Source organism: Geodermatophilus sp. SYSU D00879 (genome assembly GCF_054050375.1).
Window position 1 is genome coordinate 1 of sequence record NZ_JBJGZF010000023.1, and the last position, 13384, is coordinate 13384.

Below are 13384 nucleotides of genomic sequence, written 5' to 3' on the forward strand. Positions count from 1 at the left end.
GCGCGCCGAGCTCGGCGCGCTGCGCCGCCCGCAGGTGCTGCTCACCCTGGCCGTGGCCACCGTCGGGTTCGGCGGCATGTTCGCCGTCTACAGCTACGTCGCACCGCTGACCACCGAGGTCACCGGGCTCTCGCGCGGCGTCGTCCCCTGGGTGCTGCTCGCCTTCGGCATCGGCGGCGTCGTGGGGACGGCGCTCGGCGGGCGGCTGGCCGACATCGCGCTGTTCCGCTCGCTGGTCGCCACCCTCGTCGCCCTCGCCGTCCTGCTGGCGCTGGTCGGCCCCGCCGCCGCCACCGGCCCCACCCTGCTGGCCGGGATCTTCCTCCTCGCGGTCGCCGCGTCGACGCTGGTCGTCTGCCTCCAGCTGCGGCTCATGGAGGTGGCGGGGGAGGCGCAGATGCTCGGCGCCGCCCTCAACCACTCGGCCCTCAACGCGGCCAACGCGCTCGGCGCGTGGCTCGGCGGCGTGGTCATCGCCGCCGGGTACGGCTACACCGCGCCGAGCCTGGTCGGCGTCGGGCTGGCCGTCCTGGGCCTGGCCGCGCTGGCCGGCAGCGCGGCCCTGCGGCGGCGGGAGCTGCGCGCCGTCGCCGCCTGACGCGCTGCAACAGGCCTGCAACCTCTCCGCTGCGGCGGAGCAGGCACCGCTCGGCCGCACCTGCGGCTGCGGAACCCGATATGTCCCGCAGCCGCGGATCAGCAGGTCACCCGGTCACAGGTAAGCGTGGCCTAAGTCACTCCGCCGTTGACAGACTCCGCCGCGGAGCGCCCGTGGAGCCGGGCGCGATCGCCTGCTGCAACGGAGCGGAGGATCCATGACCCAGGTCAGCATGAGGGTCGACGGCGTGACCTACACCGACGAGGTCGAACCCCGGACCCTGCTGGTCCACCACCTGCGCGAGGCCCTCGGCAAGGTGGGCACGGTCGTCGGCTGCGACACCAGCAACTGCGGCGCCTGCACCGTGCACCTGGACGGGCGGGCCGTGAAGTCCTGCACCGTCCTGGCCGTCCAGGCCGACGGCGCCGAGGTCACCACCATCGAGGGCATCGGCAGCGAGGGCGCCCTGCACCCGGTGCAGAAGGCCTTCCACGAGATGCACGGTCTCCAGTGCGGCTTCTGCACGCCGGGGATGATCATGGCCTCGATCGACCTGTTGAAGGAGAACCCGAGCCCCAGCGAGACCGAGGTCCGCGAGGGCATCGAGGGCAACCTCTGCCGCTGCACCGGCTACCAGAACATCGTCCGCGCGGTGCAGCAGGCCGCGGGGGAGATGTCCGGCTCCTCCGAGACCCTGGGAGCGCAGGCATGACCGTCACCGAGGACGCGGCCACCACCCAGACCCCGACCCCGGACAAGGAGGTCGGGAAGGCCCGCCGGCGCAAGGAGGACGCCCGCCTCATCACCGGGCGCACCACCTGGACCGACAACATGGTCCTGCCCGGGATGCTGCACCTCAGCGTCGTGCGCAGCCCCGTCGCCCACGCCCGCATCACCGCCATCGACGTCTCCGCGGCGAAGGAGGCGCCCGGCGTCGTCGCGGTGTTCACCGGCCGCGACCTCGCCGACGAGCAGGGCTCCATCCCCTGCGCCTGGCCGGTCACGCCGGACATGAAGAACCCCGGCCACCCCTCGATCGCCGTCGACGGCGTGAACCACGTCGGCGAGGCGGTGGCGGTCATCGTCGCCCGCTCGCGCACCGCGGCCGCCGACGCCGTCGAGCTGGTCGACGTCGACTACGAGACGCTGCCGCCGGTCCTCGACATGGAGGAGGCCGTCCGCGACGGCGCCGAGCTGGTGCACGACGAGATCGGCACCAACACCAGCTACCACTTCGTCTTCGACGCCGGCGAGGCCGGCACGGGCGTGGACACCGAGCAGGCCTTCGCCGACGCCGAGGTCGTCGTCAGCCGGCGGTTCGTCAACCAGCGGCTGATCCCGGCGTTCATGGAGCCGCGCTCGGTCGTCGTCCAGCCCCAGGGCGAGAACTTCACGCTGTGGTCGGCCACCCAGATCCCGCACGTGCTGCGGGTGATGCTGGCGATGGTCACCGGCATCCCGGAGCACAAGCTGCGCGTCGTCGCCCCCGACGTCGGCGGCGGCTTCGGCGGCAAGCTGCAGGTCAACCCCGAGGAGGTCCTCGCGCTGCTGATCGCGCGCCGCCTCGGCAAGCCGGTCAAGTGGACCGAGACCCGCAGCGAGTCGCTGATGACCGCCCACCACGGCCGCGACCAGATCCAGTACATCGACGTGGCCGCCGACCGCGAGGGCAACGTGAAGGGCCTGCGCGTGCGGCTGCTCGCCGACATGGGCGCCTACCTGCGGCTGATCACCCCGGGCGTCCCGGCGCTGGGCGCGTTCATGTTCCCCGGCATCTACAAGTTCCCGGCCTACCGCTTCGAGTGCGACGGCGTCTTCACCAACAAGGTCCCCACCGACGCCTACCGCGGCGCCGGCCGGCCCGAGGCCACCTTCGCCGTCGAGCGGATCATGGACGAGCTCGCCGTCGAGCTCGGGATGGATCCGCTGGAGCTGCGGCGCAAGAACTGGATCGACGCCGCGGAGTTCCCGTTCACCACCGTCGCCGGCCTCGAGTACGACAGCGGCGACTACGACTCGGCCACCCAGCAGGCGCTGGAGCTGCTCGGCTACGACGAGCTGCGCGAGGAGCAGCGCCGCCGGCGCGAGTCGAACGACCCGGTGCAGCTGGGCATCGGCTTCTCCACCTTCACCGAGATGTGCGGCCTGGCGCCCTCCCGGGTGCTCGGCTCGCTGTCCTACGGCGCGGGTGGCTGGGAGTCGGCGTCGATCCGGATGCTGCCCACCGGCAAGGTCGAGGTGGTCACCGGCTCGACGCCGCACGGCCAGGGCCACGAGACGGCGTGGAGCCAGCTGGTCGCCGACCAGCTCGGCGTGCCGTTCGAGGACGTCGAGGTGCTGCACGGCGACACCGCCGTCGCCCACAAGGGCATGGACACCTACGGCTCGCGCTCGCTGGTCGTCGGCGGCACCGCGGTGGTCAAGGCCGCCGACAAGGTGATCGCCAAGGCCCGCCGGGTCGCCGCGCACCTGCTCGAGGCCAACGAGGACGACCTGGACTTCTCCGGCGGGAAGTTCACCGTCCGCGGGACGCCGGGCACCGGGATGTCGATCCAGGAGATCGCGCTCGCCGTCTTCGCCGCGCACGACTACCCCGAGGACATCGAGCCCTCGATCGACGCGGACGCGACCTTCGACCCGGTCAACTTCTCCTTCCCGCACGGCACGCACATCTGCGCGATGGAGGTCGACACCGAGACCGGGTTCGTGAAGATCCGCAAGTACGCCTGCGTCGACGACGTCGGCACGATCGTCAACCCGCTCATCGTCGAGGGGCAGGTGCACGGCGGCCTGGCCCAGGGCATCGCGCAGGCGCTGTACGAGGAGGCCGTCTACGACGCCGACGGCAACCTCACCACCGGCACCTTCGTCGACTACCTGGTCCCCTCGGCCGCCGACCTGCCGCACTTCGACACCGGCAACACCGTGCACGTGGCGCCGGGCAACCCGATCGGCGCCAAGGGCGTGGGCGAGGCCGGCTGCATCGCCAGCACCCCGGCGGTGGTCAACGCCGCGCTCGACGCCGTCCGGCACCTCGGCGTGGAGGACATCCGGATGCCGCTGACCCCGGAGCGGGTGTGGCGGGCCATCCACGAGGGCGGCGACGGCGGGGACCGGGCCACGGCCGGGTCCAACGCCTACGGCGGCGCCCAGACCGAGACCACCGCCGGTGTCTCGACCCCCCAGTCCGCTCTCGGAGGTGACCGGTGATCCCCGCCCCGTTCGAGTACGTCCGGCCGACGACGGTCGAGGAGGCCGTCCAGGCGGTCGCCGAGGGCGGCGAGGACGTCAAGGTCATGGCCGGCGGGCAGTCGCTCATCCCGGTCATGCGGCTGCGCCTGGCCGCGCCGGAGACGATCGTCGACCTCGGCCGGGTGGCGGAGATGCGCGGTGTCCGCGAGGAGGGCGACTCCCTGGTCATCGGCGCGATGACCACGCACGCCGACGTCCTCACCGACCCGCTGATCGCGCAGCACGCGAGGCTCATCGCGGAGGCGACCGAGACGGTGGCCGACCGGCAGACCCGCCGGCGCGGCACCTTCGGCGGCGCCCTGGCGCACGCCGACCCGGCCGGTGACCTGCCGGCGGTGGCGCTCGCGCTGGACGCCGAGATGGTGATCGCCGGGCCGGGCGGGCGCCGGACGGTGCCCGCGCGGGAGTTCTTCGTCGACTACCTGACCACCGCCCTCGACGAGGGGGAGGTCCTGGTCGAGATCCGGGTGCCGAAGCTGGCCGGCGACTGGGGCGTGCGCTACGAGAAGTTCAACCGCGTGGCGCAGGCGTGGTCGATCGTCGCGGTCGCCGCGGCGGTGCGGCGCGAGAACGGGCACATCGCCGAGGCGCGGATCGGGCTGACCAACATGGGCCCGACCCCGCTGCGGGCGTCGGCCACCGAGGCCGCGCTGTCCGGCGCCGCCGCGTCCCCGGACACGGTGGCCTCCGCGGCGCGGTCGGCGGCCGAGGGCACCAGCCCGAGCAGCGACCTCAACGCCCAGGCTGACTACCGCGAGCACCTCGCGCAGGTGCTCACCCGCCGCGCGGTCACCGCCGCGGCCGGGCTGTAGCGTCCGGCACAACCCCGGCTCCCGCCCGTCCCCTCGGCCGGCCCGCCCTCCCGGGCGGACCGGCCGAGGTCCGTTCCCACCCCGGAGGTCGCACCGTGCAGCTGGAGAACTCGTTCACCGTCCCCGTGCCCGTCGACGAGGCCTGGCGGGTCCTGCTCGACATCGAGCGGATCGCGCCGTGCATGCCGGGAGCCGCGCTCGACTCGGTCTCCGGCGACGACTTCACGGGCCGGGTCAAGGTCAAGCTCGGCCCCATCAACCTGACCTACCAGGGCAAGGCGTCGTTCGTGGAGAAGGACGAGGCCGCGCACCGCGCCGTCATCGACGCGCGCGGCAAGGACCAGCGGGGCAACGGCACGGCGGCGGCCACCATCACCGCCCGGCTCCAGGGCGAGGGGACGACGACGCGGGTCGACGTCCTCACCGAGCTCAACATCACCGGCCGCCCGGCCCAGTTCGGCCGCGGCGTCATGACCGACGTGGGCAACAAGCTGCTGGGCCAGTTCGCCGACAAGCTCGCCGCCCAGCTGGCCACCGGCGACGACGTGACCGTGGACCGGGCGGCGGCCGCCGAGCAGCAGGAGCCGACCGTCGCCGGCACGGTCGCCGCCACCGCGGCAGGGGTCGCCGAGGAGGTCGCCCAGTCGGTCGAGCAGGTGCCCGGCGACAACGCGGTCGCGGAGAAGGTGCGCCAGACCGGCACCGCCGCGCGGGAGGCCGCGGCGTCCGCGACGGAGGCCGCGCGCAAGCCGGGGAAGAAGACGCCGGCGAAGAAGGCCGCCGCGGCGTCGTCCCCGTCACCCACGGAGACCGCGCCGATCACCGCCCCGGTCACCGGCGCCACCGACACCGTCTCGATCCCCGCGGTGTCGGACACCGCGCCGGCCGCGTCCGACGCCGCCCCGGTGGCCTCGGACACCGCGCCGGCCGCGGCGGTCGGCGGGCCGGTGCCGAGCACGCCGCCGTCGCGCAACACCGCCCCGCCGAGCCGGCCGGGCACCGGCGCCCCGCCGCGCAGCACCCCGGCCGCGACCCCGGTGCGCCCCCAGCCGGCCGCCGAGCCCGAGCCGATCGACCTGCTCGAGGTGGCCGGTGGCGCCGCGCTCGCCCGCTACGCCGGTCCCGGCGCCGCCGTCCTCGCGGTGCTGCTGCTCATCCTGTTCGCGGCCCGCCGCCGTCGGTCCTGAGCGTCGGGCAACTCCTGACGGCGGCCAGCTCCTGCAGCCAGGCCAGCGCGGCGGCGGCCACGGCCTCGGGCGCCTTCCCCAGCGAGTGGTCGCCCGGCACCGCGCACACCGCCGCCGCCGGCACCCCGTCCAGCGCCGCGGCGACCTCCGCGGGCCGGCCGAACGCGTCGGTCTCCCCCTGCACCACGACCAGCGGCACGCCGGCGCCGGTCAGTTCGCCCGCGCGGCTGCGCTCGGGCCGGCCCGGCGGGTGCAGCGGGAACGCCAGCGCCAGCACGCCGTCCGCGCCGAGCGGCGTCGCCGTCCGGCAGGCCACCCGGGCACCGGCGCTGCGCCCGCCGAACACCAGCGGGCCGGTCAGCGCGCCGCCGGCCCGCAGCGCCTCCACCACCGCGGTCCAGGCGACGTCGAGGCGCGGCGGCGCGGGCGCGATCCGCTTGCCGGCCACCCGCCACGGCTGCTCCACCCGCAGCACCCGCCAGTCCGCCGCGGCGGCCCAGGCGGTGACGGCGACCAGGTCGGCCGACCCGGCGCCCCCACCGGCGCCGTGTCCGAGCACGAGGGTGCCGCGGGCGCCGGCGGCCGGTCCGTCGGCGTGCACCGCGGCCGGACCGAGCGGGGTGGCGACCAGTGCGGGGGAGCTCACCGGGCCAGCAGCGCGTCGACCGTCCCCGCGAGGTCCGCGGCGACGACGGCCGGCGCGGGGTAACCCGGCGGGTAGACGCGCTCGCTGCGCGGGAACCACGCCCCGGTGAGGCCGGCGCGCTCGGCGCCCAGCACGTCCCAGCCGTGCGCGGCCACCAGCGCCATCCGCGACGGCTCGACCCCGCAGGCGCCCGCGGCCCACAGGTAGGCCGCGCGGGAGGGCTTCCAGGCGCGCACGGTCTCGCTGGTCAGCGTCCGCTCGACCAGCGGCGTGACCCCGCCCCGCTCCAGCCCCGCCTCGGCGACGCCGGGGGAGCCGTGCGACAGCGTCACCACGCGCACGCCGGCGTCGTGGAGGCGGCGCAGCGCGGGCTCGACGTCCGGGTGCGGCGACAGCTCGAGGAAGGCGTCGGCGACCTCCGAGCGGGCGGCGTCGGGCAGGTCGGTGAGCTGGGCCAGCGCCGAGTCGAAGGCGGCGCGGAAGGGCAGCCAGACGCCTGCCACCGTGGCGGCCGTCCCGGTGTGCAGGGTGCGGCCGAACACGGTGGGCAGCAGCTCCGCGGGCTGTCCGTGCTCGACGAGCGCGGCGCCGACGGGGGAGAGGTCGAGCAGCGTCTCGTTGACGTCGAACGCGACGACCTCGGGGCGCGTCACGCGGCGGGGAGGTCGCCGGCGCCGCGCGGGTCCTCGGCGCGGCCCGCGGTGGTCTGCCGCCGGTGGTGGCGGATGTCCTTCACCCGCTTGTAGACCAGGTAGCCCACTCCCAGGACGACGACGGCGACGACGACGTAGTCCAGGTAGTGCAGGTTCGCCTCGATGAAGTCGCGGGCCAGCCAGCCCAGCGTCACCAGGACGGTGTTCCAGATGAGGCTGCCGGCCGCGGAGTAGACGAGGAACTGGCCGAACGGCATCCGCACCACGCCCGCGGGCACGGAGATGAAGCTGCGCACGATGGGCACCATCCGGCCGAAGAACACCGCGGAGCGGCCGTGCCGCTCGAACCAGGCGAAGGTCTTGTCGACGTCGGCGGTCTCGACCAGCGGCAGCCGGTCGAGGAAGGCGTGCGAGCGGCGCGGGCCGAGCGCCCGGCCGACGTAGTAGAAGAAGACAGCGCCCAGGATCGAGCCGATCGTCGCGCAGCCGACCACCGCGACGAACGCCCAGGGGCTGTCGATGAGCACACCGGCCGCCCCGAGGACGGCCTCGCTGGGGATCGGCGGGATGACCGTCTCCAGCAGGATGCTGAAGCCGACGCCGATCGGGCCCAGCGAGTCCACGAGCGAGAGCAGCCAGGCGGTGAGCCCACCCTGGTCGGAGGATGCCGCGGCGGCCAGGAAGGACATGGCTCCCACGGTACGGGCGGGGCCTGGGCGTCGCCCGGACGTCCGGGGCGCTGCCCGGACGGCCGGGACGGATGGGGCTAGCGTGCCGCCATGCGTCAGCGACTCACCGCCCGGGCCGTCGTCGTGGGGGACCGGGCGGGCACGGTCGTGCCGGACGCCGTCGTCGACGTCGAGGACGGGCGCATCGCGTGGGCCGGGGCGGCCGCCGACGCCCCGCCGGCCGGGGACGCCGAGGTCGTGGCGCTGCCCGGCCTGCTCGTGCCGGGGCTGGTGAACGCCCATTCGCACGCGCCGATGGTGCTGTTCCGCGGCCAGGGCGAGGGGCTGCCGCTGGACCGCTGGCTGCGCGAGGTGATGTGGCCGCGGGAGGCGCGGCTGACCGGCGACGACGTCGAGGTGGCGATGACCGCCGCGTCGGCGGAGATGCTGCGCGGCGGGGTCACCGCCAGCGTGGAGATGTACTTCTCGCCCGAGCGGATCGCCGCGGCGGTCGCGGCCACCGGCGCCCGGGCGGTGGTCGCGGCGCCGATGGTGCCGCTGCCGGGCATGCCGCCGCTGGAGGAGCAGATGGCCGCCGCGGTGGACCTGGCCGGGCACGCCGACGCGGACGGCCTGGTGGAGTTCGGCCTGGGCCCGCACGCGGCCTACACCGTCCCGCTGCCCCTGCTGCGCCGCGCCGCCGAGATCACCCGCGAGCACGGGATGCTGCTGCACCTGCACGTGGCCGAGACCGCCACCGAGGGCGACGGCCTGCTCGCGGCGCACGGGCTGTCGGTGCCCGCGCTGCTGGCCGCGCACGACGTCCTGGGCGGGCGGGTGCTGGCCGCGCACTGCGTGCACCTCGACGACGCCGACCTGGAGCTGTGGGCCGAGTACGACGTCGCCGTCGCGCACTGCCCGGCCAGCAACGCCAAGCTCGCCAGCGGCATCGCGCCGGTGCGGGCCATGCTCGACCGCCGGATCCGGGTGGGCCTGGGCACCGACGGGCCGGCGTCCAACGACGGGCTGGACCTGCTCGCCGACGTCCGCCTGGCCGCGGGGCTGGCCCGGCTGCGCGAGTCCTCGGCCACGGCGCTCACCGCCGCGGAGGCGTTCTGGCTGGCCACCGGCGGGGCCGCCGAGGCGATCGGCCGCCCCGACCTCGGCCAGGTCGAGGCGGGCCGGCGCGCGGACCTCGTGCACGTGGACACCCGCGACCTCGGCTTCGAGCCGGTCGGGGACCAGACCGACCTGCTCACCCACCTGGTCTGGTCGGGCGCGTCCCGGTTGGTCCGCGACGTCTGGGTCGGCGGCCGGCAGGTGGTTGCGGACGGCGCGGTGACCACCGTGGACGTGGACGCGCTGCGCGCCGAGGTCGCCGGGCGGGCGGCCCGGCTGGCCCGCTAGGCCAGCGGGGCGGGGCCGGTCCAGGTGTAGAGGTGGCCCTCGACGACGACGGTCACCCAGCCCTCGCACAGCAGCGCCGGCTCGCCGGTGAGGTCGGGCCAGGTGCCGCCGCCGTCCCACGGCATCCCCGGCCGCGGCAGCGGCGTGCAGTCCGCGGGCGGGACGGTGCCGGGCGGGAGGGCCATGTCGGCCCGGACGCTGCCGCCGGCCGGGCCGTGCGCCTCGCCCGGCCGGACGACGGTGACGTCGGAGCCGACCCCGCGGGTCCACCACGGCACGGTGTCCTCCGGCGCCCCGGCCGCCTCGGCGACGTCGCGGGTGTCGGTGTGCCCCTGCAGCTCGGCCACCGTCGCGCCGAACCCGTGCACCCCGGCGGGCATCGTCACCAGCACGCCGGCTGCCGCGGCCGCGGCGACTGCGACCGTCCCCGCCAGCGTGCCCAGGACCACTCTCGCCGCCGTGCCGGGCACCGCGGGCCTCCTCTCGTCGGGCCACCGGCCGGTGGCGGGACGAGCCTCGGTCCGGAGGCCCTGCGCGGGCGTCGGCGCCCGGGTGGATCCCGCCGGGGGCCGGCCGTCCACCCGGGGGAGGACCCGGGGTGCGACGCGGGCTGGAGGACCGGAGCGCGCGGCGGTTGACTGCGGCGCGTGGTGGCGTCCCTGCGGGTCCTGACCTTCAACGTGCTCGGGCCGGCCAACCCGGACTGGACCCGGCGCAGCGCGCTGATCGCGGAGACGCTGCGCCGGCTGGACGCCGACGTCGTCGCGCTGCAGGAGGTGCCCGTCGCCGACGGCACCGTCGAGGAGCTGCTCGGCCCCGGGTATCACGTGACCCCCTTCTCCCGGGCCGCCGACGACGGGGTGGGCGGTGTGCTGGCCACGCGGGCGCCGCACCGCGTCGTCGAGGAGGTCGACCAGCGCCTCACGCCGCGGGCGCGCGACCTCCCGTGGTGCGCGACGCTGCTCGCCGAGGTGGACACCGCGGTCGGCCGCGTGCTGGTCGCCCACCACAAGCCGAGCTGGCAGTTCGGCTACGAGGCGGAGCGCGAGCAGCAGGCGCTGGCCGCCGCGCGGGCGGTCGAGCGCCGGGCCGGCGGGGTGGACCACGCCGTCCTCCTGGGCGACCTGGACGCCACCCCGGACGCCGCCAGCACCCAGTTCCTGCGCGGACGCCGGTCGCTGGACGGGACGAGCGTGTGCTTCCAGGACGCCTGGGAGACCCTGCACCCGGCCGACCCCGGGTTCACCTTCGACGCCCGGAACCCGCTGGTGCGGGCGGGGGAGGTGGCCACCGCGGTGAGCCGGCGCATCGACTGGGTGCTGGTGCGCAGCGGCGTGCACGGGCCGACGCTGCAGGTCCGCTCCTGCGCCCGGGTGCTCGACGAGCCGGTGGCCGGCGTGTGGGCCAGCGACCACTCCGGCGTCGTCGCCGACCTCGACCTGCCCGGCCACCCGCCGGGCTCGTGGGCTCCTCAACCGATCGGTTGACAAGCGTGGGCAGGGGTCCTACCGTCGTCCTCAACCGAGAGGTTGACGAAGGAGGTCGCAGGTGACGGCGGATCCGCTCTCCCGGGTGTTCGCGGCGCTGGCCGACCCGACGCGGCGCGACATGGTCGCGCGGCTCGCGGTCGGTGACGCGACGGTGGGCGAGCTCGCCGCCCCCTACGACGTGACCGTGCAGGCGGTCTCCAAGCACCTGAAGGTGCTCGAGGACGCCGGCCTGGTCAGCCGCAGCCGGGAGGCCCAGCGCCGCCCGGTGCACCTGGAGGCGGAGGTGTTCGACCTGATGACGAAGTGGATCGAGCGCTACCGACGCCAGGCCGAGGAGCGCTACAGCCGCCTCGACGACGTCCTCCGGTCCCTGCCGGAGGACGCAGCCCCGCGAGAGGAGAACCGGTCATGACCACCAGCACGCGTCAGACGCAGATCGCCGCCGACCCCGAGGTCCCGCTGATCCGCATCACCCGCGAGTTCGACGCCCCGCCCGCCAGGGTGTTCCGCGCGCACACCGACCCGGACCTGCTCGTGCGGTGGATGGGCCCGCGCGGGCTGGAGATGCGCATCGACCACTACGACTGCCGCACCGGCGGCTCCTACCGCTACGTGCACAGCGACGCCAACGGCGAGTACGGGTTCCACGGCTGCTTCCACGAGGTCCGGCCCGACGAGCTGATCGTGCAGACGTTCACCTTCGAGGGGCAGCCCGACGGCGTCGCCCTGGAGAAGCTCGTGCTCGAGGACCTCGGCGACGGCCGCACCCGGCTCACCGCCACCTCGCTGTGCGACTCGTTCGCCGACCGCGACGCGATGCTCGCCAGCGGCATGGAGGTCGGCGTCGTCGAGGGCTACGAGCGGCTCGACGAGGTGCTCGCCCGTGGCTGAGCACGCCCTGGAGATGAAGCTCGAGCTCGTACCGATCCCGGTCGCCGACGTCGACCGGGCGAAGGCCTTCTACGCCGACCGGCTGGGCTTCACCGTCGACGTCGACGTGCGACCGGCCGACGGCGTGCGGGTCGTCCAGCTGACCCCGCCGGGTTCGGCCTGCTCCGTCGGCTTCGGCACCGGCCTGGCGGCCTACGAGGGCACTCCCGGCTCGGTCCGGGCGCTGCACCTCGTCGTCCCGGACATCGAGCAGGCCCGTGCGGACCTGGTGGGCCGCGGTGCCGACGTCGGGCCCGTGGTGGACGTGGGAGGCGGGGTGAGGTACGCGGCGATCACCGACCCGGACGGCAACACCCTGACCCTGCAGGAGATGGCCTGGCGGACGGGCGACGCCTTCTAGGTGCGCAGCCTTCTAGGTGCGCAGCCCTCCAGGTGCGCAGCCTCCTAGGCGCGCAGCGAGATCGTCTCCCCGCGCACGACGGTCCGCAGCTGCCCGGGCGCCCGCCGCTCGGCGACCTCCCGCACGAAGTCGCCGAGCGGTGAGGCGAACCGGTCGTAGTCGTCGTAGTGCACCGGCACGGTCACCGGCGGCTTCAGCAGCTCGACCAGGTCGGCGCCCTGCCGGCCGTCCATGGTCACGGTGACGCCCAGCGCCTTCGTGCCGCCCAGGTGCGGGACGACGACGTCGAGCGGCCCGCAGCGCTCCAGCACCTCGCCCAGCCACGGCCGGAACAGCGTGTCGCCGGTGACGTAGCCCCGCCAGGACACCGCGCCGTCGCGGAGCAGTTCGAGCACGCTGCCCATCACCGGCGGCAGCACCCTGGCCAGCGGGCCGGGGCCGTGCACGCCGGGCACCGAGGTGATCCGCAGCGTCTCCTCGCCGCGGGTGAGCTCGTGCACCTGCCACGGCCGCAGGTCCGCGGTGGCCGAGAAGCCGCGCGAGGACAGCGTGCGCGCCGCCGCCGGGGTGGTGACGACCGGGGTGGCCTTGTCGATCGTCGCGTAGGCGACCCGGTCCCAGTGGTCGCCGTGCAGGTGGGACAGCAGGACGGCGTCGAGGTCGGGCAGGTCCTCGGGCAGCAGCGCCGGGTCGGTCAGCCGCCTGGCGAACAGCCCCTTGCCCAGGTAGACCCGCTCGCCGCGCCGGACGAAGTTCGGGTCGGTGAGCAGGGTGAACCCGCCCAGCCGCAGCAGCGTCGTCGCGTTGCCGCCGAAGGTGAGGGTGACGTCGGCGGCGCTCTCGTCGGTGGGCGCGGAGCTGCGGTCGGCGCTGCCCGGGTCGGCGGTCATGCCCCGGCGGCTACCCGTCAGCCGTCCTCCTGCAACCCCGGCCGGCCTTGTCGGCGGGTCCGTGGCCGCGGGAGGGTGCCTCCGGGGAGGACCCGTCGCCGGACCCAGGAGGAGCCCCGATGAGCCACGTCGACCCGTCCGTCCCGCCGAGCGGCACCGGCTGCGCCGACTGCGACGCCACCGGCGGCTGGTGGTTCCACCTGCGCCGCTGCGCCGCCTGCGGCCACGTCGGCTGCTGCGACTCCTCGCCGTCGCAGCACGCCTCGGCGCACGCCGCGGCCACCGGTCACCGGGTCGCGCAGAGCTTCGAGCCCGGTGAGGACTGGACGTGGGACTACGTCGCCGGGGAGTTCGGCGGGGCCCTCCGGCTGGCGCCGCCGACCTCGCACCCGGTGGGCCAGCCGGCGCCGGGGCCCGCCGGCCGGGTGCCCGCTGACTGGCAGCGCCACCTGCACCACTGACGGCCGGGCGGGGAGGGCCCGGCTGGTAG

16 protein-coding genes are annotated in these 13384 nt (G+C 75.5%); 11 read left to right on the plus strand and 5 right to left on the minus strand.

What is annotated here, in order from left to right; genetic code table 11:
• The 5 genes from ACI79B_RS21005 to ACI79B_RS21025 form a co-directional block, all read left to right on the plus strand.
• On the plus strand, nucleotides 1–598 hold a 598-nt coding region (locus ACI79B_RS21005), incomplete at its 5' end, for an MFS transporter (protein WP_457000242.1).
• A gap of 217 nt (nucleotides 599–815) precedes the next feature.
• On the plus strand, nucleotides 816–1310 hold the full coding sequence (locus ACI79B_RS21010) for a (2Fe-2S)-binding protein (protein ID WP_456929934.1): 495 nt from the start codon (nucleotides 816–818) through the stop codon (nucleotides 1308–1310).
• Nucleotides 1307–3808, plus strand: coding sequence for a xanthine dehydrogenase family protein molybdopterin-binding subunit (locus ACI79B_RS21015; RefSeq protein WP_456929935.1), 2502 nt, complete (start codon nucleotides 1307–1309; stop codon nucleotides 3806–3808). The genes ACI79B_RS21010 and ACI79B_RS21015 overlap by 4 nt, the downstream gene beginning before the upstream one ends.
• Nucleotides 3805–4662, plus strand: a complete 858-nt coding sequence (locus ACI79B_RS21020) for an FAD binding domain-containing protein (RefSeq protein ID WP_456929936.1) — start codon at nucleotides 3805–3807, stop codon at nucleotides 4660–4662. The genes ACI79B_RS21015 and ACI79B_RS21020 overlap by 4 nt, the downstream gene beginning before the upstream one ends.
• A gap of 95 nt (nucleotides 4663–4757) precedes the next feature.
• The gene (locus ACI79B_RS21025; RefSeq protein WP_456929937.1) at nucleotides 4758–5849 is read left to right on the plus strand and encodes an SRPBCC domain-containing protein; all 1092 of its coding nucleotides are present in this window, start codon (nucleotides 4758–4760) and stop codon (nucleotides 5847–5849) included.
• Here the strand turns inward: ACI79B_RS21025 and ACI79B_RS21030 are convergent.
• Genes ACI79B_RS21030 through ACI79B_RS21040 form a run of 3 tightly spaced genes read right to left on the minus strand, consistent with a single transcriptional unit; the run spans nucleotide 5815 to nucleotide 7837 of the window.
• A complete protein-coding gene (locus ACI79B_RS21030; RefSeq protein WP_456929938.1) occupies nucleotides 5815–6495 on the minus strand; it encodes an alpha/beta hydrolase family protein in 681 nt (226 codons plus the stop codon). The genes ACI79B_RS21025 and ACI79B_RS21030 overlap by 35 nt on opposite strands.
• Nucleotides 6492–7148: an HAD family hydrolase gene (locus ACI79B_RS21035; protein ID WP_456929939.1), complete on the minus strand. Its 657-nt coding sequence runs from the start codon at nucleotides 7146–7148 to the stop codon at nucleotides 6492–6494. The genes ACI79B_RS21030 and ACI79B_RS21035 overlap by 4 nt, the downstream gene beginning before the upstream one ends.
• A complete protein-coding gene (locus tag ACI79B_RS21040) occupies nucleotides 7145–7837 on the minus strand; it encodes a DedA family protein (RefSeq protein ID WP_456929940.1) in 693 nt (230 codons plus the stop codon). The genes ACI79B_RS21035 and ACI79B_RS21040 overlap by 4 nt, the downstream gene beginning before the upstream one ends.
• Before the next feature lie 90 nt (nucleotides 7838–7927).
• Here ACI79B_RS21040 and ACI79B_RS21045 point away from each other — a divergent pair, with 90 nt between their 5' ends.
• Entirely contained in the window at nucleotides 7928–9223 is a 1296-nt protein-coding gene (locus tag ACI79B_RS21045) for an amidohydrolase family protein (RefSeq protein WP_456929941.1), read from the plus strand.
• On the opposite strand, the gene ACI79B_RS21050 is transcribed toward ACI79B_RS21045, so the two are convergent.
• Nucleotides 9220–9693, minus strand: coding sequence for a hypothetical protein (locus ACI79B_RS21050; RefSeq protein ID WP_456929942.1), 474 nt, complete (start codon nucleotides 9691–9693; stop codon nucleotides 9220–9222). The genes ACI79B_RS21045 and ACI79B_RS21050 overlap by 4 nt on opposite strands.
• A gap of 177 nt (nucleotides 9694–9870) precedes the next feature.
• On the opposite strand from ACI79B_RS21050, the gene ACI79B_RS21055 reads away from it, so the two are divergent.
• The 4 genes from ACI79B_RS21055 (at nucleotide 9871) to ACI79B_RS21070 (ending at nucleotide 12004) form a co-directional block, all read left to right on the plus strand.
• Nucleotides 9871–10710, plus strand: a complete 840-nt coding sequence (locus tag ACI79B_RS21055; RefSeq protein ID WP_456929943.1) for an endonuclease/exonuclease/phosphatase family protein — start codon at nucleotides 9871–9873, stop codon at nucleotides 10708–10710.
• A 61-nt stretch (nucleotides 10711–10771) separates the two neighbouring features.
• Nucleotides 10772–11125: an ArsR/SmtB family transcription factor gene (locus ACI79B_RS21060; protein WP_456929944.1), complete on the plus strand. Its 354-nt coding sequence runs from the start codon at nucleotides 10772–10774 to the stop codon at nucleotides 11123–11125.
• Nucleotides 11122–11604: an SRPBCC family protein gene (locus ACI79B_RS21065; RefSeq protein ID WP_456929945.1), complete on the plus strand. Its 483-nt coding sequence runs from the start codon at nucleotides 11122–11124 to the stop codon at nucleotides 11602–11604. Before ACI79B_RS21060 ends, ACI79B_RS21065 begins: the two co-directional genes overlap by 4 nt.
• Nucleotides 11597–12004 carry a VOC family protein gene (locus ACI79B_RS21070; protein WP_456929946.1) on the plus strand — a complete coding sequence of 136 codons (408 nt, stop codon included), beginning with the start codon at nucleotides 11597–11599 and terminating at the stop codon, nucleotides 12002–12004. Before ACI79B_RS21065 ends, ACI79B_RS21070 begins: the two co-directional genes overlap by 8 nt.
• A gap of 44 nt (nucleotides 12005–12048) precedes the next feature.
• Here the strand turns inward: ACI79B_RS21070 and ACI79B_RS21075 are convergent, their stop codons facing one another.
• Nucleotides 12049–12894, minus strand: coding sequence for an MBL fold metallo-hydrolase (locus tag ACI79B_RS21075; protein WP_456929947.1), 846 nt, complete (start codon nucleotides 12892–12894; stop codon nucleotides 12049–12051).
• A gap of 119 nt (nucleotides 12895–13013) precedes the next feature.
• On the opposite strand from ACI79B_RS21075, the gene ACI79B_RS21080 reads away from it, so the two are divergent.
• Nucleotides 13014–13355, plus strand: a complete 342-nt coding sequence (locus ACI79B_RS21080; RefSeq protein WP_456929948.1) for a UBP-type zinc finger domain-containing protein — start codon at nucleotides 13014–13016, stop codon at nucleotides 13353–13355.
• The last annotated feature ends 29 nt before the right edge of the window (nucleotides 13356–13384 follow it).